The following is a 21,113-nucleotide window of genomic DNA, read 5'->3' as shown; positions in this document are numbered from 1 at the left end:
AGACCCGTCATGCCACACATGGCGATCGATGCGCCCGGCTTTGGCCAATGCTACCGCCAACGATGCTGGAGCCGCGCCGATCAATCAGGCACCGCGTGACCGCCGCTGATCATGTGAACCATTTTGATGCCGTTTAGGATGATCGCGGCTGATCCCGGTGATTTGAAGCCGAGCATTGACCCGATGCGGCGCTTGATGCGCCGATGGTCCTGTTCGATCCGGTTACTCAGGTATTTACTCTTGCGGGTCCGGATCGGCTTCAGCCGACGCCGGGAACGATACTGCAAGCGATTTGAGTTGTCACAGGAAACGACAGCCTCCAGGGTGGGCTGGTGCTGCCAGCACCAGGTCGGCAAGCCACCAGGCCAAAAGCTCGGGGTCGGGCCGAATCGCGGCGACGCGGGCGGCGATTGCCGTTGCAGCGAACGGCACCGGCCGCTGCGATCCCGCCAGTTTTTCGATCTCCGTGCAAAGGTCGGCGAGCGCCGCGCGGTGGCAATGGAGCCCGAGCTGGTCGACGATCTTTTCGAGTCGGTCGGCGCTGCCAGCGGGCGGCTGCACGGACAGCTGCCGCCAGGCGCCAAGAACCGCGCCGGCGGGGCCGGGATCGGCGCCGGCCGGGCGCAGGTACCAGGGGTCGCGCAGGGCGTCCTCGGCGCGGCCGGCGAGCCGCATGCTGCCGGCCGCGCTTCCTATCGCGGTGAGCTCGGCTCCGGCCTGTCTGACAAGTCCGTCAAGCCCGGCTCCGCCGTTAAGTCTAAGGCGAGGCCGCGTGAACGAACACGATCTCAAAGCGCCTGTTGCGCTTTGTGAACGATGCCCTTTTCGAACCGGGAAAGAGCAAAGGCGGAAAGATTGATCGAGGGGCTGCCCTGTGTGACCCATTCGCCGAGTTGTTTGCCGATGGAAGGTCCAAGCGCAAAGCCGTGGCCGCTGAAGCCGGCCGCCACGAAGAGTTCGAGCTCTGGCTTGGGCCGATCGATGATTGGAATGACGTCGGGCGTGATATCCAGCCTGCCGGCCCAGGCGTTCTGCAGTTCGATCGTATTCAGATGCGGAAAGATCTGCCGGAAGCCAGCAAGGTTGGCCATCACCTTGCGCATATTGGGCTTCGGCTCCGGCAGCGCCTGCACGGCATTGCGGCGGCTGAAGCGCGCGGCTAATTGATGACGGAAATCGGCTCCGATGCTGAGGTGCAGTTGACGCCAGTTGTTGCGATAGGCGGGTATGAAATGGCGCATGCAGCGAAATGAGTCGACGGTGATTTCGTAATCGACTCCCATGCCGCGATAGCCGTTACCGATAATGAAATCGCCGCCCATAGAGGGGCGGAATGCAACGCGGGGACCCCACATCGCGATGCGGGTGAAGGGTGCTGCCTTCCGGGTGCGGCCGACGGAGGATTTGACGATCTGGATAGGCAGGTGCAGGCCGGCCGAAGCGGCCAGCACCGGTGCGCCGATGCCGTTTGCCAAAACGACGGTTTTTGCTTCGAAGATCCCGTTAGACGCCAGGAGCCTCGGTCTGTCCTGCCTGTCGAGGTCGAGCCGGAAAACCGGTGTATCTTCCAGGATAGTGACTCCGGCTTCGCGTGCCGCAGCCGCGATGGTCCGGGTCGAAAGAGCCGGATCGGCATGGGCGTCGTCGGCGGTGAAAAGTCCGCCGCGCCATTGCCCAGCCAATTCGGGGATTGTCTGACGAACGTCCGCGGCATCCAGCAGGCGCGTCGAAAGGCCGAAGCTGCGCGCAATATCGTGGCCGCTGCGGATCCGATCCTCATCGGCAGCGGTTTCCGCGGGGACCAGGATTCCGCTGCGGGTGAACTGCGTCGCCTGTGTGCCGTATCTCGAGGTCAAGTCCGCCCACAGTTCCAAGGCTTCGACCGCGAGCGGCAGCTCGGCTTCATGCCGTCCTTGCCGGCGGATGAAACCCCAGGCACGGCTGGATTGTTCGGAAGCGATCTTGCCGCGCTCGAAGATTGTTACCGACCTCCCTTTGCGGGCTAGGGAAAGAGCGGTCGAGCAGCCGACAATTCCTCCACCGACAATGGCCACGTCCGTTTGAAAGGTGCCCATCTATGTTCCTTGCCCGATCCTTCGCCGCGACAATAACAGGAGAAGGCAGCCGCGCGTGGCATAGGGCTATGCCGGATCGGCATAGATGCGCGCCCGGCTTCAATTGCGGTGGAAGATATCGTCGATCTGACGCAGGACATCGCGGCGCGATGCCTTGAGGCTGGAAATGAATTCGCGCGCGACGCGCGAGGGGGAACGGTGTGTCGGATAAAGCATGCCGAGACGCAGGCTGACCGCGGGCTCGAAGGGAATGGAGCGCACTCCCGGATGCTCGCGAAAATCGAACGCCGTGAAGGGGTCGATCAATCCGATTCCCAGCCCCTTGGCCACCATGTTGGCGATGGTGCTAAAAAGCTGGGCTTCAAGGACAATGCGGCGCTTAACGCCGTAGCGGTCGAAAATCTGGTCGGCGAGTTGCCTCCCCAGATGATTGTGGGTGATGGAGATATAGCGTTCGTCGCGTAAATCTTCCGGCGTCAGCCGTGCCTTCTGCGCCAGCCGATGATGGCTTGGAACCGCCATCAGATAATGCGCGGAGCAGAATTCCTCGATTTCGATGCCGGAGCGGTCGAAGGGATATTCGGCGATGCCGACATCCACAAGCTGGCTGGCGACGAGTTCTTCTATGCGCGGCGACATCTGGATACGCAGCGAAATGCGGCTCTCCGGCCGGCTTGCCGTGAAGCGGGCGATCGCCGAAGGCATGAAGTCCATTGCCAGCATCGGCAGCGACGCCGCCGAGACCATCCCGGAATTGGCGACCTGCATTTCGCGGGCGATCTCGCGGATTTTGTCGATCGACACGAAGGCACGAAGAACCTCCTCATGCAGCAGGAGGGCTTCCGGCGTGGGATTGAGGTGCCCGCCGGACCGGTCGAACAGGGTCACTGACAAAGATGTTTCCAATTGACCCAGAAGCCGGCTTACGGCCGGCTGGGAAACGCCGAGAAGCTCCGCGGCCCCGATGGTGGTCTTTGCAGTCATCGTTGCCTTGAAGGCTTCGAGTTGCCTGATGTTCAAGCCGCCTCTCCTTTGCAGCCTATAACGGAACTGCATAGCGTCCATAATTCCCCTTATTTGACAATGGGATCGGCGCGAAGTCCGATTGATGAGGCGGTGACCAATCGCCGGACCGCGACATTTGTCGCCAATAATTGCAATGGGAGGATTGGGCAATGGATTTATGGGTGAAGTTCACGTCGATCGCCGTCGTGGCTGGCGCGGTCCTTGCGGGAGTTGCCGCAAAGGCGGACGCGGCCAATGATCGCTTCAAGGAAGTCCTTGAACGCGGCACGCTGCGGGTCGGAGTGCAGGGTGCCTATCCGCCCTGGTCCTATCGTGACCCCGATGGCAGGCTCGTCGGGATCGAGCCTGATCTCGCTGCGGATGTCGCCGAAAAGCTGGGCGTCAAGCTGGAACTGGTTCAGATCGAATCCGCCAACCGCATGCAACTCCTGCAGCAGGGAAGGATCGACCTCATCCTCGGGGCGATGTCCGACCTGCCGGAGCGACGCAAGGTCGTCGGGATGGTGCAGCCAGCCTATTGGGTATCGGGCGCCAATGTCATGGCCAAGGCCGGACTGATCAAGAGTTGGGAGGATCTCAGCGGCAAGCCGCTTTGCGCCAAGCAAGGCCTTTTCTACAATACCGTGATCGCTCAGGCCTATGACGCCAAGATCATTTCCTTTTCCGGCAATACGGAAACCAAACAGGCCCTGCGCAGCGGCAAATGCGCAGCGTGGCTGTCGGACGATACGGCGATCCAGCAGTCGTTGAGAACCGAAGGCTGGGATGGTTACGAAATGCCCCTGAAATCCCGTTATCACAGCTATTGGGCGGCAGGCGTTCCACTGGAGGAGCGCGACGGCATCTGGGGAAAATTCATGACCGGCATGAGCCATGGCTGGCATGCCTCCGGCAAGCTCATCGAACTTGCCGAGAAATGGAAAGTGGTCGCGGATCCGTGGTTCGAAGCCGAACACGAAAAGCTGCTTGAGGCTGACAACACGAAAATGGACAGCCAGTAGTCTCAACGCGACAGGCGCGCCGCCAGGCCGGTTGGCGGTCGACAGACAGCCTTTGTCGAGCCGCCGGCCGGAGACGGAAAAGCTCCATTTTGAGACCGGTGGACGCGGTCCTCCGGTCGATTTTTTTCAACTCTTGGTTCGATCGGCCCGGCGCGGGCGCCTGCGCCAAGCGGATCCATAGTTGCAAACAAGCAGGGATATCATGCGCCTTTCACTCGATGAACTTTCCGGATCAGTCTTCGACGTCGCCATCGTTGGTGCCGGCATCAACGGCGCCGAAACAGCGCGTTGCCTCAGTGCTGCCGGCTATTCGGTGCTGCTCGTCGACAAGAGTGATTTCGCCGCCGGCGCCAGCGGACGGTCTTCGCGGCTCCTTCATTGTGGTCTGCGTTATCTCGCGCCCGGAAAATCCGTCTGGGAATTCGTGCGCCAGCCGCAGCGCTTCCTGACCGCGTGCCGGATGGCCCGGGCGGCGATGCAGTCACGGGCGCAATTCGTCCGCGACACGCCCGACCGTATACGCTCCATGAGGTTCTGCTTTCCCGTCTACCGTGGAGGCCCTTATAGCGGGTGGCAGATCGATGCGGCGTTCCGCATCCTGAAATCCCTGGGCGGCCGCGAGGTGCCGCTGAATTACCGCCGGTTATCGGGCGCAGAAGTCGCGCAGATGCCGCTTCTCCAGCATCTGCGCGACAAGCAGGCGCTCCAGTCGGTCGCCATGTTCGACGAATACCAGTTCGACTGGCCCGAACGGGTGGTGGTGGATGCGGTGCTGGAAGCGCAGCGTCTGGGTGCGTCGGTACGCAACTATACCGAAGTCACCCATGCGGCGCAGCAGGGCGATCTGTGGCAGCTGGAGCTCGGCGATACGCTGGATGCTGCCGCCCGGCCCGTTCACGTCGTCGCGCGCAGTGTTTTCAACATGGGCGGGATATGGATCGACCGCATTAATGCGCGCGTCGAGGCTGGGCGGATCGGTCGTCGCATCACCGGCACCAAGGGCGTGCATATCGTGGTCCGCCTGCCGCCCGAATGCAGCCGTTTCGGCATCGCAACGCTCAACCGGCTGAATGAGGGGCTGTACTGTATCCCGTGGCGTGGCCTGCATTATTTCGGACCGACCGAAACGTTGTATGACGGCGATCCCGACGACATCCATCCGACCGAGGAGGATTTCGAGTTCCTGCTCGGCGAAGCCAATCATCTCCTGCCGACGCTCGATATCAGGCGGTCCGACATTCTCTATGGCTGGGCGGGCGTGCGGCCGCTCACTTACGATCCGGCGCAGCCCATGGGCGCACGTTCGCGGCAACTGCATGACTTCGGTCCTGAAGGAGCGCCCAACCTGTTCGCCATGACGGCAGGGCCGATCATGAGCCATCGCTCGGCAGGGCAGCTCGCATTGACGGCACTGGGCAAGGGACTGGCACCGTCACGGCCGAGCCAGCAGCCGGATTTCGCTTCCAGGAGCGTTCCGCGCGAAACCGGGAACAGCTCACGCGAGGACAAGCTTTCGATCATGCAACGGGGCGTGGAGAGCGAGCATGCCGAGACCATCGACGATCTGCTGGTACGCCGCAGCGGCCTCGTCTGGAACGACGACCCGCTTGGCGAAGACGTGGACCTGGCAGCCGAGGTGCTTGCCAAGGCGCGCTCATGGTCGGCGCAGAGGAAGCGGCAGGAGGCTGCTTCCGCCCGGGAGGCTATCGCCCATCGGCTGCACATTGATCCGCCCGCTTGACCCAATATCGGGCCCACCTGCCACCAGAGGCAGTGTTTCATGCCCTCTTTGCAGGACAGTCCGCGCCTTGAAGCCGTCAAAGATAATGACAGCCTGCTGATGGATAGATGCTACACAGCCGGTACGCGATCGCGGGAATCGCGATTACGGGACGAATGGCTTTGCAGGGAGTCCGGGGAAGACCGGTGCGCCATGACAAGTACGTTGAACCTTCTGCACTACTCGGCATTTCGCGCCGTCATGCTCACCGGCACCGTCAGCGGCGCGGCCGAATTGCTGGGGCGCAGCCAGCCGGCCGTCAGCCGGCTTCTCGACAAGCTGGAATACGAGCTTGGCGTTTCGCTTTTCGAGCGCCGCAGGGGCCTGATCACGCCGACCACCGTGGCACACCTGTTACTCGACGAGATCGAGCGAGCCTATGTCTCGCTGGACGCGTTGAGCAGCTTCGCAGCACGGTTGGCAAGCGGGGAAGGCGGCGAGATCAGCCTTGCGGTCATGCCGGCGCTGGGCATCAATTTCGTGCCGCATCTGCTGGCCGATTTCAGGAAGAACTGGCCGAAGACCAAGGTCACGCTGAACGTGCGCATGTCCGTCAAGATCGAGGAATGGGCGGCCGCGCAGCAGATTGATTTCGGACTGGCGGAAACACCGTTCAAGCGCTCCGGGTTCCGGACCGAAGTCTTCAGTGACGCGCCCTATATCGCGGCTGTTCCGCGCGATCATCCGCTCGCCGGGCGCAGCCGGCTCGGCCCGGCCGACCTGCGCCAGGGGCCATTCATTTCCTGGACTTCCTTCGTCTCGGCACGGCATCTCCTCGATCAGGCGCTGCTGTCCAGTAGCGTCAAGGTGGATGCCGCCTATGAGACGACCTTTTCGGTGTCGGCCTATGAAATGGTCAAGCACGGGATCGGTATTGCGATCATCGATCCCTACACCGCGGTCGAGCAGTTGGACGACCGGGTCAGGCTGATCCCCTTCGCGCCGAAGATCCCGTTTAACGTTGCCCTGCTGCGCCCGGAGTCGCGCGGGCCCAACCCCGCCGCCGATGCCCTGCTGGAGCTGATGGCGCAAAAGCGCGATCGGATCCTGAGACAATTGCCGGACCAGGACGATATGCACACTACGCATATCAATCGCCGATAATTCTATTTTGAACATTTCGGTATCAGCGCTTTATTGGCGTGATCGACCGTCCAGGAAAACAGGCCGCCAATGTCGCCTAGAATTATCGAGATGCAGGGCCGGGACTACGATGTCGTCGTGGTCGGCGCCGGCATCAACGGTTCGAGCGCGGCGCGAGAACTGGCCGCAGCGGGTTACAGCGTCCTCCTGGTCGACAGGAGCGATTTCGCCGCCGGCGCCTCCAGCCGATCCTCGCGCATCCTGCATTGCGGCCTTCGATATTTCGAAACGCCCAACCCGATCCGCACCTTTGCGTTTCATCCGCAGCGCTTCGCCGCGGCCTTGCGCATGGCGCGGGCGGGGATGGAAGCGCGAACCGAACTTGTCGGGCGGAGCCCGCAACGGTGCAAGCCCTTCACCATGTGCTTTCCGATTTATCCGGAGAGCCCCGTCCGCGGCTGGCATTTGGATCTCGGTTTCCGCATCCTGCGCCGTCTCGGGCCACCGGAACCGGCGCTCGCCTATCGTCGGCTGAAGAGTGATTTCGAAACCCACCTGCCATTCGCAAACGACCTGCGGGACCCCGAAAGTCTGCGGTCGATTGCCACCTACCGTGAATACATCATGGACTGGCCGGACAGGCTGTGCGTGGATGCCGCCCTCGACGCCGAGCGAAACGGCGCCGAAATACGCCTGTTCTGCGAAGCTTCCGTTATACGTAGGAAGCCGGAAGGCTGGCTCGTCGAACTGCGCGACGGTAAGGGGGAAGCGGCCGAGGTTCGCGCGTCCGTCGTGCTGAACATGGCCGGCACCTGGGTGGACGCGGTGAACGCCAATCCCGTCGCCGGCAAGCCAGCGCCCTGCCTTGTTCGCGGCACCAAGGGCGCTCATATCGCGGTCAGGCTGCCGGATTCCTATCGCGGCTACGGCATCGCCACGATCAACCGCAGCGGTATGCCGTTCTATTGTCTGCCTTCGCATGACGACTGCTTTTATTTCGGGCCGACGGAGACGCCTTTCGACGGCGACGCCGCCGGTGCCGCAGCCACCAACGAAGACATCGATTTCCTGCTTGCGGAAGCCAGTCACATGCTTCCCGGCCTGCGGCTCGGCCGCCGCCACGTCGAATTCACCTGGGCCGGCGTGCGGCCGCTCACCTTCGATGCAGCCGAGCCGATGGGGCGGCGCACGCGTCAGATCCACGATCTCGCATCTGCCGGCAGGCCGGGTATCTTCGCGATGACGGCAGGGCCGGTCATGAGCCATCTGAGCGCAGGGCGCGAGATGCTGCGGATCGTCGAGAAGCAACTGAAGCCGACGCGCAAGTCCGTGGCGAGGCGGATCCCGGAGACAGGCGACAGCGGTGCGGAGTTCGCAATTTCGAGGCCGCTTTCGCAAGGCAGGCGCGCCGCTTTCCGCACAGCGGTTTCGGTCGAGCATGCCCGCGACCTGAAAGGTATTCTCTATACGAGGACAGGCCTCGCCTGGCGCCGCCATCTCGACCGCGCCGAGGTTGAGGAGGCTGCCGATGCCATTGCCGATCTGGTCGGCTGGGCGCCGGAGCGGACCGTCAGTGAAATCGACGGGTTCATCCGATACCAGAAGACGGCGTTCCGCGCCGCATCGGACCTTCCAATTCAGCCGACAACACACAAAATGGGAGATGTAGAAGCATGAAAATCGGATCAGCACTGAAAACCATCGCCGCCCTTGCAGTCACGCTGGCCGCAAGTGCGATCCTTCCCGCCAGCAGCGCGCAGGCGGCCGAATCGCATCTGCAGCAGATTCTGGAACGAGGCGCCGTGCGTGTCGGCGTTCTCGGCGCGTTCAAGCCCTGGTCCTTCCCATCGCCGGATGGTTCGATGCAAGGCATCGAGGTGGACCTCGCCCAGTCGGTAGCCGATGCGCTCGGCGTCAAGCTTGAGCCGGTCGTGGTCACGTCCGCCAACCGCATGCAGTTCCTGCAGCAGGGCAAGATCGACGTCATCATCGGCGGCATGTACGACACCACTGAGCGGCGCAAGGCGGTCGGCATCATCGAGCCGGCCTATTGGACGTCCGGTCCGACCCTGCTGGCCAAGGAGGGTGTCATCAAGGACTGGAAGGACATCGCCGACAAGCCGGTCTGCGCCAAGCAGGGCGTCTACTACAACAAGCTGGTGGAGACGGAATATCACGCCAAGGTCGTCGCCTTCACCGGAAACACGGAGGGTAAGGAAGCCTTGCGCTCCGGCAAGTGCATCGCCTGGGTCTATGACGATGCGAGCATTATGGCCGACCTCGCTTCGGGCGAGTGGAAGGGTTATGAGATGCCTGTTTCCGTTCTCTTCGACAATCCCTGGGCGGCCGCGGTGCCCGTGGCGGAAGTGGACAAGGCCTTGGGCGTGTTCATGGCAGGCATGGCCTATCGCTGGCAAGCGTCCGGAAAGCTGGTCGAGCTTGAAAAGAAATGGAAGGTGAAGCCGTCGCAGTGGATCGCCGAGCAGCACAAGAAGGCTGAGTGGGACACGAGCTACCTGAAGGGCGGCAACTGAGCCGATGCTCTGCGAAACGCTGATCGATGACCGGCTGCCGGAGCTAAAATGTTCCAGTTGATCGCGCCCTTCTTCCAGGATCTCTACGACCGCACGGGCCTCAATTTCATCGTCTTCTACGACAGCTATGAATATGGGCGCTTCCTGTCCGGCATCAGCATATCGCTACAGCTGATCTTCTGGTCGATCGTCGTGTCGCTGGTGATCGGCGTCTTGGGGGCCTGGGCGCAAAGCGCCCGGTCTCCCGTCCTGCGGGTGCTGATGGATGCCTATATCCAGGCATTCCGCAACACGCCGCCGATGATCCAGCTCCTGTTCTTCTATTTCGCTCTCGGCGCCTTCACGCCGCAGGTCGATGTTGGCGGCTATTACCAGCCGCTGATCTCGTCCTTCGCCTGGGCGATCATCTCGCTCGGCATTTTCGGCGGCGCCTTCAATGTCGAGATCTTCCGCGCCGGCTTGGAGGCGGTGCCGGGATCGACGAAGGAAGCAGCCGAGAGCCTGTGCATGAGCAAGTGGCAGATATACCTGTATGTCACCCTACCGCTGGCCTTCCGCATCAGCCTGCCGGCCCTCACCAACAATCTCGTCAGTCTCGCCAAGACGACATCGCTCGCCTACGTCATTTCCGTCCCGGAGATGACCTATACGCTGAACCAGGTGTGGTCGGACAATGTGAACGTGCCGGAGATGATGTTGCTCCTGTTCCTGTTCTATGTGCTCGTCGTCTCGCTCCTGGCCGCCGGGCTCCATTTCATCGAGCACAGGCTGACCCTGCCGGGATACGGCCAATGAGCGGCGCGGCTTTCCGTATCGAAAGGGGCCGCTTCGCAGAAGAAAGCTTCTGCTCGCGCATCCATTGGCGGCACGGGCTGTGGCTGGTGCTCGCCTTCTTCGGCTCGCTTGCCTTCGCCTATGCCCAATCGGACCCCCAGCAGCAGGCCCCGTCGGCCATCGCCACGCTGATCCTGTGGCTGCCTTTCATTCTCAAGGGTTTCGCTCTCAATCTCCTGATGAGCTTCATCGCCATGGCGGTCGCAACCCTTCTGGGGATCGGGCTGGGATTGCTGCGGGTCAGCCGCTCGAAGCTGTTGCGAACGCCCGCATGGTTCGTGACGCATCTGTTCCGCAATTCGCCGTGGCTGGTGATCCTGTTCACGGTCATGCTGCTGGTGCCGTTCGAGATGCGCCTGCCCGGCGCCGGAACGGTGGCGATACCGGACTGGATCAAGGCCACCTTCGCCTTTTCGCTACCGGTGATGGCCAATATCAGCGAGGTGCTGCGCGGCGCCATCAACTCCATCCCGAAGGGTCAGTGGGAATCGGCGGAGAGCCTTGCCTTCACGCGTGGCCAGACCTTGCGCTGGATCATCCTGCCGCAATGCGTCAGGCGCGCCATTCCGCCATGGATGAACTGGTACGCATTGCTGGCGCTGGCGACGCCGATGGCCTCGATCCTCGGTGTGCACGAGGCGGTCGGCAATGCCCAGGCCGCCATGGAAGCGGCGGGCGCGCGGCCGGAATTCCTCATTCCGTTCTATCTTTTTCTTTTGTGCCTGTTCTTCGCCTACATCTATCCGATCGCAATCTGGACGCGGAAGCTCGAGCGAAAATATGTCGTTGCAAGTTAAATCGAATACCGACGAAGCAAAGCTGAAATCAGGCTGGTCGCCGGACATGCCGATCATATCGCTGCGCGACGTGCACAAGTCCTTCGGCGCCCTGGAGGTGCTGAAGGGGATCAGCTTCGATGTCCGCAAAGGCGAGGTGATCTGCGTCATCGGCCCGTCCGGCTCGGGTAAATCGACGCTGATCCGCTGCATCAACGGGCTCAGTCCTGTCCAGAAGGGCTCGATCAAGGTCGAAGGGCAGGAGGTGAACGACACCAAGCTCGATCTTCTCGCGCTGCGCAAGAAAGTCGGCATCGTGTTCCAGCAATATAATCTCTTCCCGCACAAGACGGCCCTGCAGAACGTCATGATGGCGCCGGTCCTGGTGCTGAAGGAGCCGAAGAGGGAAGTCGAGGAGCGCGCCCGCGCGCTGATCGCCAAAGTCCGCCTGCAGGGCAAGGAAAACGCCTATCCGGGAGAACTGTCGGGTGGCCAGCAGCAGCGCGTCGCCATTGCGCGCAGCCTGGCCATGCGCCCCGACATCATGCTGTTCGACGAAGTCACGGCGGCGCTAGATCCCGAGACGGTGAAGGAGGTGCTGCTCACGATCAGGGAACTGGCGGCAGAGGGCATGACCTGCATCCTCGTCACCCATGAGATGGGATTCGCCCGCGAGGTGGCGGACCACATCTATTTCACCGACCGGGGCGTGATCGTGGAGCACGGCCCACCGGACGAGTTTTTCACCAAGGCGAAGGATCCCAGGACGAGGCAGTTCCTGAGTCAGGTTCTTTAGGGCCGCAGGCCCTCGGACTAGGAGTTTAGGCCCAAGACCCTTGGGCCTCGGAAATTGAACCAACAGGCCGGCAACGGCGACGCGCGGACCGATCCGTCTGCGCGAGCGATCGTGCTCGGCCGGAATTCGGCAGGAGAATGAAATGAACGGGCCGGTCAAGACCATTACCAGGGATCCGCTGCTGCAGCCGCTGACCATCAAGAAGCTGACATTGCGCAACCGTATCATAAGCACCAGTCATGCCTGTGGCCTGGAAGTCGGCGGCATGCCCGAGGAAGCTTATCAGCGCTATCACGAGGAGAAGGCGCGCGGCGGATTGGCGCTATCGATGTTCGGCGGCTCGTCCAACGTCGACCTGGATTCCCCCAACATCTTCCGGCAGCTCAATGTCGGCACCGACGCGATCATCCCGCACTTCCAGCGCTTCAGCGCGCGCATGCATGATCTCGGTGCGGCGCTGATGTGCCAAATCACCCATCTGGGCCGCCGCGGCGATCCTTATGCCGGCGACCGGCTTTCTACGATCGGACCCTCGCCAGTGCGCGAGACGCTCCACCGCAGCATCCCCAAGGAGATGGACGAGCACGACATAGACCGTGTCGTGAAGGCTTACGCCCAGGCTGCCCTGCGCTGCAAGGAAGGCGGTCTGGACGGGATCGAGACCCTGGCGGCCGGGCACCTGATCGGCCAATTCCTGTCGCCGTTGACCAATCGCCGCACGGATCGTTTCGGCGGCGCGCTTGAGAACCGCCTGCGTTTCGGCCTGATGGTCCACGAAGCGATCCGCAAGGCCGTGGGGGATGATTTCCTCGTCGGCATACGTTTTGTCGTCGACGAAGGCCCCGATGGCGGCCTGAACTTCGAGGAATGCGTCAAGGCGGCCCTGATGCTCAAGGCGGGGGGAGGCGTTGACTTCTTCAATGCCATTTACGGCACGATGGATACGACACGCGCGCTTGCGGAGGAGAACATGCCCGGCATGGGCTCGCCGCTGGCTCCATGGATCGAACCGGTCGGCGCCTTCCGCCACGAGGTCGGGTTGCCCGTCTTTCACGCCGCGCGCATTGCCGATGTCGCTTCGGCTCGCTTCGCGGTGGCGGAAGGCAGGCTGGACATGGCGGGCATGACGCGCGCCCAGATCGCCGACCCCCATCTGGTGGAGAAGCTCGCCGGCGGCCGCGAGGCCGAGATACGCCCTTGCGTTGGCGCCACGCATTGCCAGTCGCCGTATCGCCCCTCCTGCCTGCACAATGCCGCGACGGGCCGCGAACTGACGCTGCGCCACATCATCCAGAAGACTGACGGACCTGCCCGCAAGGTAGTCGTCGTCGGCGGCGGACCGGCCGGCCTGGAGGCGGCGCGTATCAGCGCCGAGCGCGGCCATGCCGTTTCGCTCTACGAGGCGGCTGGCGATCTCGGCGGGCAGATCCGGATCGGCGCGACCGGCTCCTGGCGTCGCGACCTCATGGGCATTGTGGAGTGGCGCGAAGCCGAACTGCAGCGTCTCGGCGTTGCCGTCCATACCAACGCCTATATGGAAAGCGCCGATATCGCCGCGCTTGAACCGGATGTCGTCATCCTCGCCACGGGCGGCCTGCCGCAGATCGACCTGCAGGAGGGCGCGGAACTCTGTCTCAACACATGGGACGTCCTGACCGGACAGGTGCCGCTGCATGGCGAAGTGCTGATTTACGACGGAACCGGACGGCATCCAGGCCCGCTTTCCGCCGAACAAGCCAGAGATGCAGGTGCGGAGGTCGCCTATGTCTCGATCGACGCGCAGCTTTCGGAGGAACTGACCTATGCCGAGCGGCTGCGCTGGAAGAAGCGCTTCCTGCAGCTTGGCGTGAGGCCAGTCTTCGAGAGCCGACTCTTCGCGGTTCAGCGCAAGGACAACCGGCTGGAAGCCAGCTTTGTCAATGAAATCTCGCGGGAGGTGACGAGTATCCTTGTCGACCAGGTCATCGTCGAGCAGGGCAGCATTCCCATGGACGAAACCTATTTTGCGCTGCGCAGCCACTCGGCGAATGATGGCGTCACCGATCTCGACGCCATGGTTAAGGCGGCGCCGCAACCGCGCCTGCGGGAAAGCGGCTTCGAACTGCACCGTATCGGCGACGCGGTTTCGAGCCGCAACATCCATGCCGCGGTGCTGGACGCCTTGCGCATATGCAGCGCGCTGTGACGGTGCGCGCGCCGGCGGTGTCAGCGGCCGATGCGGTCGAGAAACTGATACCAGCCCGCCACTGTGCGCACCGCCGGCTCGCGCAGGAAATAGAAGGGGATGGATTGCGGCTCGTTGCGTTGCATCAGGCTGAGTTCCGGCCTGTCTCCCAGCATCAGGTCGACGGCGCGGCGGCCCATGAGGCCCGACATGGCGATGCCGGCCCCGTTGTAGCCGAGCGCGAAACCGGTCCGCTCGTCGAGCATGCCGATCTGCGGCAGGCTATCCATGGTCATGGCCACGAGCCCCGACCATCGGTGGGTGATCGCGGTGCCGGCAAGCTGGGGGAGCATCTCCTTCAGCGCCCTTTCGAGCGCCTGGAAGGCGGAGGCGGAATCTTCGCGCCCGAAGGCCCCGCGCCCGCCGAACAGCATCCGGTCGCCGGCGGGTCGAAACCAGCGCATCATGCGCCGCGTCTCGCTGTAGCTGCGGCAGTGCCGCATCAGCGTGGCCCTGAGGTCGGCGCCAAGCGGCTCGGTCGCGATCATGGCGCTGCGGAAGGGGATCACCGTTCCGCGCACCGGCGCAGTGGCGGCGGTAATGTCGGAATAGCCGTTGGTGGCGATCAAGACATGCCTGGCTGCGACCTGGCCCCGCGCCGTCGTCAAAACGGTGCGGTCGCCGTCCTTCCGGCGTGCCACCACGACCGAATTCTCGAAGATCTCGCCGCCCCCGCTGCGCACTGCGCCGGCAAGCCCCCGCGCATAGTTCAGCGGATGAACGATGCCGGCATGGGTGGAAAGCACGCCGCCGACGAAATCGGCCGAACCGGTTTCCTCGCGCACCGCGCTGGCGTTGAGTATGGTCAGGCTGGCATCGCCGAACATACCCCGCGCCGTCTCCGCTTCGGCCACGAGCCTTTTCTGGGCAAGTTCGTTGTGGGCGCAACGCAAATTGCCGGTCTGGATGAAGCCGGCGTCGGCAATACCCAGTTCTTGGATATTCCGTTCGACGCGATCCATCGCATCATGGCCGATGCGGTGCATGCGCCGCGCCGCTTCAAGCCCATGGTGCGCCGCGATGTCGCTTAGCGAGGCGCGAAACTTGGTGGAAACGACCCCGCCATTGCGGCCGGAAGCGCCCCAGCCGATTTCGACCGCTTCCAGAACGACGGGATGCAGGCCGCGCTCGATGGCGCGCAAGGCGGCATTGAGGCCGGTATATCCGCCGCCGATGATGGCGATATCGGCCTGGACCGCGTTTCCAAGCGCGACCGGCGGCGGCGCCGGCGAGGCCGTTTCCAGCCACAGCGATCGTGGATGTGCCAGGTCCTGCATCGGCATCGTCCTCCCTTGGGCGCCGGCGGAGCTATTCCCGCTCGACGGCGTCGGCGAGGTCGCGCAGTGTGGCGAAATGGAAATCCGGCTTCGTCACTTCGCCCGGATGCGGTGTGCCGCCATAGCCTTCCAGGTGCATCCGCCGCTCGATCCAGCAGACCTTGTAACCGAGCGAGCGGGCAACGCCGATATCATGATACTGGCTCTGTGCAACGTGCAGCATGTCCTCCTGGCGATAGCCGAAGGCGGATTGCCGCCCGAGATTATGCGAGAAGAAGCGTGGGTCAGGCTTGGCGCATCTGGCGTCGTCCATCGTGACGGCGTCGTGGAAAGGGGTCCCCAGCGTGTGCGAGTAGGCGCTGAAGGCAACGCGGTCGGCGTTCGTCATGGCGACCAGGCGGAAATGCCGGCGCAGCCGCTTGAGTGCCTCGGCGGAATCCTCGAATGCCGGCCAGCGCAGCACGGCAATCTGGAAAGCGTCGGCCGAGCGCTGGTCCGCAGGCAGGCCGAGCTTATGGGCCACATGGAGGTAGACGTCCGCCATCACCTGGCTGGAGCGGCCGGGATGATCGACGCGCCCTTCAAGATAGGGGGCGAAGAGATCGTCGTCGCTCAGCCCCTCGGCAGCCTTTCCCCCGATCGAGCGGAACGCGTCGAGAATGCCTTTCTCGAAATCGATGAGCGTCCCCACGACGTCGAATGTCAAAATTTTGAATTGCTTGAAGGACATCAGACCTGCCTCTCTTCCTCGCTGAAACCGGCTTCCGACCGGCGGAAGCTTGCGTTCAATGAACAGAAGAGGATGCGTCGCCGCAATTCCACAAATGCTGATCGGGGAGCTTACATTTTGTAATGTCCCGCCTTCGACACCTGCTTCCTTCGCTCAATGCGCTCGTGACCTTCGAGGCGGCCGTACGCTGCGGGACCTTTGCTCGTGCCGCACAGGAACTTTGCGTCACCGGCCCGGCTGTCAGTCGCACGATCGGGCGGCTGGAGGCCCATCTGGGCGTCGCGCTTTTCCACCGGACCGCTTCCGGCGCCGTCCTGACGGAGCAGGGCAGCGTGCTTTTTTCGGGAATTTCGGGCAGCTTCGACGAAATCGAGCGAACAGTCCTGCGGGTGCAGCAGTCAAGGCAGTCGGGAATGCGGACAGTGGTTCTTTCGGTGTCGTCTGCCTTCGCCACGCACTGGTTCATGCCCAGGCTAGCGCTGTTCCAGTCGAGATTCCCGAAAGTCGATATCCGCTTTCAGCTGATCAGCGGACCGCTTGGCGGAGCCGTGGACGGTGTCGATATTGCGATGCGCTTCGATCATGGCAGCAACGCCCGGCACGTCGCGCGCAAGCTGATGCCGGAATTGCTGGTGCCGATCCGCGCTCCTCACCTGCCGGAAAAACAGGCGCCCACCGGCACGTTCATGCCGGCGCTCGACAGGATCATCAATCTCAGCACGGCAGAACCGGACTGGTCGGGCCTGTTTTCGGAGAACACGGCAAATGGCACGGCGGGCGGGCTGCAGTTTTCGGACTATACAGTCGTGGTCCAGGCCGCCCTGCTCGGGCAGGGCGTCGCTCTCGGCTGGCTCAACGTCGTGTCGCATCACCTGGCGCGCGGTGTCCTGGTGCCGGTAGGCCCGGTCATGAAGACCGGCCGGACCTGCGAACTGGTCATCGCCCGCAAGCAGGAGACTCCTGTAGTTTCCGAGATCTGCGATTGGATAGATACCGAATTCACCACCGATATGAAGCGCGTCGACGCGCAGTATCCTGGCCTTGAACTTGGTGCCGATCCATCGCGCCAGGAAAATGGCCGTAATCCGATCAGGAGTTCATCCCATCCAGCGTCTTGCGGCGGATTCTGATAAGGGTGTTTCTCCATTGCTCCAACGGCTGCGGCGGCATCGCGCTTTTCAAGGCCGTCGAGTATTCGGGTGTGATCGCGGACGCTCAGTGACACGGCGCCCTTCGCCAAAAGCCCCGGCGGCGGAATTCCAGGCCGAACGAATACATCTTGTGCAGAAAATCGGCCAGAAGCGGATTGCCGCCGGCCCGACAGATGGCGTGGTGGAATTCGGCGTCGGAAATCTGCAACCGGACGGGATCATGCGTCATCTGGCGCTGCGCCTCGAGCGTCTCAGCTCCCGATCCCCCGACGACCGGTCGTTTGTTCGACAAGAGCCCGATCCAGCTCATCGGCGAACTTCGCCAGCCGAACGGCGCCGCATCGCGAAAGCCGCAGCGTATCGATTACGAAGTATCGCCGCAACGGCACCGCCAATCTCTTCGTTTGCCTCGATGCCCATCGGTCATGGGGGAACGTCAAGGTGACCGAGCGGCGAACCTCCGATGACTTCGCGCTCTGCATGCACTCGTCGATCTCCACTTCCCAAAGGCCGAGTACATCAGATCGTGCTGGTCAATCTGTCGACACACGCCCGCCGTCCTCTATGCGGCCTTCCCGTCATCGGAAGCGCGCCGCCTGCTCAGGCGCATCGAATTCCACTATGCGCCCAAGCACGCCAGTTGGCTCAACATGGTCGACATCGAGATCGGCATGGAGAAGCGGTTCTCAACCGGTTTGGCTGGCCGAGAGGAGGAAGTGACTATCAAAATACCTCAAAAGAAAATGTCGATGCGGATTGCCACTAGGGTGGGGTCCGCGGACGCCAACTTTGCCCACGGGCACCGGCACTCAGGTGGCGGCAAAGGAAGCATACCCAAGAACTCGAGATCCGGAGCAGATCCAAAGGCAGTTGAGGGCACACGCGACCTCGATTCCACCGACGGAGTCCCTTGGGCACGACGCCAAACAACGGTCCACACAGCTCCCCGGTCGACTTCCTCCCCAATTCAGCGCTTGGGGATTCACCGGTTTGCGCAAACGTCCTTCATGACTCGGCGTAATTGGCCCTGCTTGAATCGGAAATCGCATGAGTCGGTAGCGCCCGGTTCTTTCTTGTAAGAGAGCGGCTTCTGCAGCAAATCCAGGAATATTCATTTTGATCGCCTCCTTTGTTGGTTTTATCGATCATAGCATTTGACCAGACTAACTCCCGATTTGTCGACACAAACTTCAGTCCGCCAACATGCAGGAACGCTTTAACCAAGGAGCGCCCGCATGAACGGGCGATCCGGATCTTGCGAACGAACCTTCTGAATTGCGCTTAGCAGAAGCCAGACGCATAACATGCGGTCAAACATGCCGGTATATCGCCAGCAGTAAGTATTGAACAAGCAGTAGTACATGCAAGGCATGACCAAAACCCAAAGAGCACACCACCTCCCCCAATCATGCCTCCGCCGCCGCCGCGCAATTGAGCCATCACTCCTTCTCCAATATTGTTGTAGGGTTGGTTTATTGCAGATTGGTAGTGACCTCTCGTCTTGCATAGCGATGTTTCTGCAGTAAATCCAGGCATATTCATTTTGTATCTCCTTACACTTAGCTAGATTTAACGGTCATAGTACGGCGACATCTTCGCGACGAGGAACGGAAATTCTTCGGTTACGTCGCAGCGCGTAGAGAACTTCTCTGTAAAATCGCTGTTGCGGTTGGTATAAGAGAAGATCACGTCAACGATGTTGCGGGTGGCGCTCAAGGGCGAGGGGCGCACTTCCACCCCGGTCAACGAAAAGTCCCGCCCAAATTCCTCAGCGGCCTTGCCATAGATAGCGGGATAGCGCATGGCCAGGTAGTTCAAGGCGCGGTGCTCGTCGGTCGCGCCGGCATTGTCCGTCAGCTGCATGATCCTGCCGAACAGTTCCTCGGCCGCCGGTCCGAACTGCTGGGCAGTGGTTTTCTCCGGCTTCGGGATGGCTTTGATAAGGGCGTCGCGGTCGAAGGAGTAGATTTGATCGAATGCGACGATGGGTACCATCAGGCCATTACACATTTGCGGCGGCGCGATGGGACCGCGCATACCGATGACAACATCGATGTCATTAGGGCTAGGGGCGGGACGAGTGGCTTCCACCAGCAGATCAATGTCCGCCGGATCGCGTGGCTGCAGTAGGTAAGTTTCCAGCCCCTGGATGGTCAGGACCCAGCATAGTTGGCGCACTAGGTAGCGGTGCTCGCGCTTGGATAGCACGGCGTAGAAGGTCTGTTGATCGGTCTTCCCGGCGGTCTCCGTGCGTCCTGTCGCCTGGGCAAATTCCTTTTCCGCGGCGAGGTTCGGGAAACGCGCTTCGACCCGACCAATGGCGTAAACATAAGAGAGGGACATGGAGTTCGCGCCTCCTGCGCAGGTTGGGCAGGGCGTCTCCCTCGAGAGTGGAGAGGTCGACGACGATCGGAGGTTTTCCTCCCCAGCGGGACCGTAGGCGGCCGTGAACACAGCGGCATCGCATCTTGCCTCATCATGACCTGTCGACCGTTCTGTCGATTCTTGTTCCATAGTAATCCTCATTCATCACATCACAGATCAATGGATCTGGGTTAATGGGCACGGCCGGTGAAGACAAACCGGCGGTTTAGCGCGGCCGCCCGGCGTTCACAGCCTCCGCAGGATTGTATCCCCAGATAGGAGGTAGCTCGTCCAACCGCATCGCCTAACCCGATTTCCTCGTCGGTGATAAATCCAGGCAGGCGTACCCGGTAAGGCGGATGTTCGCTCTGGTTTGGCGAGTCGTTGCCTTCATTTGCCTTTGTCACGCTGTTCGCCTCCTCCCATTTGTCACCAATAGTACTTGGTAGGCCGCCGCGGCATCCAGTAAAGGTGGAACGACGGAAGCACGTCGCGAGGTGGAGGCTTGGGTCAGGGCGAGCTTGATTTGTACCGCGGTCGCAGAAGGAAATTCCGACCATAGAAGTGCAATCGCACCGGTCACAAAGGGCACCGCAACACTTGTTCCACCGAGCGCAAGCGACTGGCCCTCGCTGCCGAGACTGGTAATGCTGTCGCCGGGCGCGCGAAAACCCCGCCTGCCGATGGAACTACCCAGGTTCGATTCGTCGATCGGCCTACCTCGAAAATCACAGGCCACCACCGGGATGACCCACGGGTGGCGGGTGATGGCGGAACTTCCAAGCGTGCCTTGGTTGCCCGCAGCTGCAACGATTATGACGCCGCGGCTGACGGCGAGATTGAGCGCCTCTTCCAACGCCTGCTCGTCTTTAACCGAAGGTTGCGCAAGGGCGAGGCTTAAATTGATTACTCGCGCGCCTGAGCCAATGCATTCGACAATCGCCGTGGCAAGCTCCCGGGGTGTTGCACTGGGCATATGTTCGCGCCCGGCGGTCGTCTCGGTGAAAATAGGGCGTATGAGTAGGGTACAATCGGGGCAAATGGCGGGCGCAGCGGAACTCCGCCGGGCCGATAAGATGCCGGCCACAAACGTTCCATGTAGGCACGCCGCGCTGTTAGCTTGGGTGCATGTGCCACCGCTGCTTCCGAGGATCTCGTGGAGGTGTTCGCCTGTCAGATCGGGATGTTGGGTAACGACAGGTCCATCGATGAGCCCGATCTTCACTTCCGGGCTACCGCTGCCGCGTTCCATCAACGCGGTGAGGCTGACTAAGGCTAAAGAAGCAGAGGGCGCCATCTGCGTTGGACGATCGTCGCGATCGACCTCCCAGCATCTTTTTTATCCTACACGCCGCAAGGAATAACGCAACCCCATCCGGTTGCAATGTCGTAAGCAGATGAGTTGTCCGGATTAGGTAGCACGTGAGTTGTCCGGTTTTATCGCCAGCGGATGGAGGCTGGG

At 62.0% G+C, this 21,113-nt stretch carries 18 protein-coding genes and 2 pseudogenes; 11 read left to right on the top strand and 9 right to left on the bottom strand.

Features of this window, described 5'->3' with window-relative positions:
- Positions 1 to 80: 80 nt before the first annotated feature.
- The 4 genes and pseudogenes from FJ986_RS27230 to FJ986_RS27215 all read right to left on the bottom strand — a co-directional run.
- Positions 81 to 320 (bottom strand): annotated as a pseudogene (locus tag FJ986_RS27230) (DDE-type integrase/transposase/recombinase); the annotation flags it as partial.
- Positions 301 to 885, bottom strand: coding sequence for a DUF1403 family protein (locus tag FJ986_RS31120; RefSeq protein WP_140523247.1), 585 nt, complete (start codon positions 883 to 885; stop codon positions 301 to 303). The gene FJ986_RS31120 and the pseudogene FJ986_RS27230, both read right to left, overlap by 20 nt.
- Positions 789 to 2,075: an FAD-dependent oxidoreductase gene (locus FJ986_RS27220; protein WP_140523245.1), complete on the bottom strand. Its 1,287-nt coding sequence runs from the start codon at positions 2,073 to 2,075 to the stop codon at positions 789 to 791. Before FJ986_RS27220 ends, FJ986_RS31120 begins: the two co-directional genes overlap by 97 nt.
- Positions 2,076 to 2,174: 99 nt before the next feature.
- Positions 2,175 to 3,095, bottom strand: a complete 921-nt coding sequence (locus FJ986_RS27215; protein ID WP_181165427.1) for a LysR substrate-binding domain-containing protein — start codon at positions 3,093 to 3,095, stop codon at positions 2,175 to 2,177.
- Positions 3,096 to 3,250: 155 nt separating this feature from the next.
- Here FJ986_RS27215 and FJ986_RS27210 point away from each other — a divergent pair, with 155 nt between their 5' ends.
- The 9 genes from FJ986_RS27210 (at position 3,251) to FJ986_RS27170 (ending at position 14,090) form a co-directional block, all read left to right on the top strand.
- On the top strand, positions 3,251 to 4,102 hold the full coding sequence (locus FJ986_RS27210; RefSeq protein WP_140523240.1) for a transporter substrate-binding domain-containing protein: 852 nt from the start codon (positions 3,251 to 3,253) through the stop codon (positions 4,100 to 4,102).
- A gap of 202 nt (positions 4,103 to 4,304) precedes the next feature.
- Positions 4,305 to 5,843, top strand: a complete 1,539-nt coding sequence (locus FJ986_RS27205; RefSeq protein WP_140523237.1) for an FAD-dependent oxidoreductase — start codon at positions 4,305 to 4,307, stop codon at positions 5,841 to 5,843.
- Between the two features lie 192 nt (positions 5,844 to 6,035).
- Positions 6,036 to 6,986, top strand: a complete 951-nt coding sequence (locus tag FJ986_RS27200; protein ID WP_224656359.1) for a LysR substrate-binding domain-containing protein — start codon at positions 6,036 to 6,038, stop codon at positions 6,984 to 6,986.
- A gap of 69 nt (positions 6,987 to 7,055) precedes the next feature.
- A complete protein-coding gene (locus FJ986_RS27195) occupies positions 7,056 to 8,642 on the top strand; it encodes an FAD-dependent oxidoreductase (RefSeq protein ID WP_140523234.1) in 1,587 nt (528 codons plus the stop codon).
- Positions 8,639 to 9,499, top strand: a complete 861-nt coding sequence (locus FJ986_RS27190; protein WP_140523232.1) for a transporter substrate-binding domain-containing protein — start codon at positions 8,639 to 8,641, stop codon at positions 9,497 to 9,499. The genes FJ986_RS27195 and FJ986_RS27190 overlap by 4 nt, the downstream gene beginning before the upstream one ends.
- A gap of 48 nt (positions 9,500 to 9,547) precedes the next feature.
- Positions 9,548 to 10,294: an amino acid ABC transporter permease gene (locus FJ986_RS27185; RefSeq protein ID WP_140499588.1), complete on the top strand. Its 747-nt coding sequence runs from the start codon at positions 9,548 to 9,550 to the stop codon at positions 10,292 to 10,294.
- Positions 10,291 to 11,130 (top strand): ABC transporter permease subunit, encoded by an 840-nt coding sequence (locus FJ986_RS27180; protein ID WP_140523229.1) that lies wholly within the window; start codon positions 10,291 to 10,293, stop codon positions 11,128 to 11,130. The genes FJ986_RS27185 and FJ986_RS27180 overlap by 4 nt, the downstream gene beginning before the upstream one ends.
- Positions 11,114 to 11,905 carry an amino acid ABC transporter ATP-binding protein gene (locus FJ986_RS27175; protein WP_281405127.1) on the top strand — a complete coding sequence of 264 codons (792 nt, stop codon included), beginning with the start codon at positions 11,114 to 11,116 and terminating at the stop codon, positions 11,903 to 11,905. The genes FJ986_RS27180 and FJ986_RS27175 overlap by 17 nt, the downstream gene beginning before the upstream one ends.
- Positions 11,906 to 12,047: 142 nt before the next feature.
- Entirely contained in the window at positions 12,048 to 14,090 is a 2,043-nt protein-coding gene (locus FJ986_RS27170; protein ID WP_140523226.1) for an NADH:flavin oxidoreductase, read from the top strand.
- A gap of 20 nt (positions 14,091 to 14,110) precedes the next feature.
- Here the strand turns inward: FJ986_RS27170 and FJ986_RS27165 are convergent, their stop codons facing one another.
- Both FJ986_RS27165 and FJ986_RS27160 read right to left on the bottom strand, forming a co-directional pair.
- Positions 14,111 to 15,406: an FAD-binding oxidoreductase gene (locus FJ986_RS27165; protein WP_140523224.1), complete on the bottom strand. Its 1,296-nt coding sequence runs from the start codon at positions 15,404 to 15,406 to the stop codon at positions 14,111 to 14,113.
- A 31-nt stretch (positions 15,407 to 15,437) separates the two neighbouring features.
- Entirely contained in the window at positions 15,438 to 16,136 is a 699-nt protein-coding gene (locus tag FJ986_RS27160; RefSeq protein WP_140523221.1) for an HAD-IA family hydrolase, read from the bottom strand.
- 122 nt (positions 16,137 to 16,258) lie between these two features.
- On the opposite strand from FJ986_RS27160, the gene FJ986_RS27155 reads away from it, so the two are divergent.
- Entirely contained in the window at positions 16,259 to 17,266 is a 1,008-nt protein-coding gene (locus FJ986_RS27155) for a LysR family transcriptional regulator (protein ID WP_140523218.1), read from the top strand.
- 85 nt (positions 17,267 to 17,351) lie between these two features.
- Here FJ986_RS27155 and FJ986_RS27150 read toward each other — a convergent pair whose 3' ends face one another.
- A complete protein-coding gene (locus FJ986_RS27150) occupies positions 17,352 to 17,597 on the bottom strand; it encodes an FCD domain-containing protein (RefSeq protein WP_140523216.1) in 246 nt (81 codons plus the stop codon).
- On the opposite strand from FJ986_RS27150, the pseudogene FJ986_RS31015 reads away from it, so the two are divergent.
- Positions 17,572 to 17,961: pseudogene (locus tag FJ986_RS31015) on the top strand (transposase); the annotation flags it as partial. The gene FJ986_RS27150 and the pseudogene FJ986_RS31015 sit on opposite strands and share 26 nt — an antisense overlap.
- A gap of 895 nt (positions 17,962 to 18,856) precedes the next feature.
- Here FJ986_RS31015 and FJ986_RS27145 read toward each other — a convergent pair.
- Complete coding sequence (locus FJ986_RS27145) at positions 18,857 to 19,630, bottom strand: hypothetical protein (RefSeq protein WP_140499601.1); 774 nt, start codon at positions 19,628 to 19,630, stop codon at positions 18,857 to 18,859.
- A 424-nt stretch (positions 19,631 to 20,054) separates the two neighbouring features.
- Positions 20,055 to 20,903, bottom strand: a complete 849-nt coding sequence (locus FJ986_RS27135) for a S8 family serine peptidase (protein WP_224656360.1) — start codon at positions 20,901 to 20,903, stop codon at positions 20,055 to 20,057.
- Positions 20,904 to 21,113 lie beyond the last annotated feature (210 nt).

The organism is Mesorhizobium sp. B1-1-1, from assembly GCF_006442955.1.
GTDB lineage: Bacteria > Pseudomonadota > Alphaproteobacteria > Rhizobiales > Rhizobiaceae > Mesorhizobium.
Note: the sequence above shows the minus strand (reverse complement) of the source record. Positions and strands in the feature narration are given on the sequence as shown.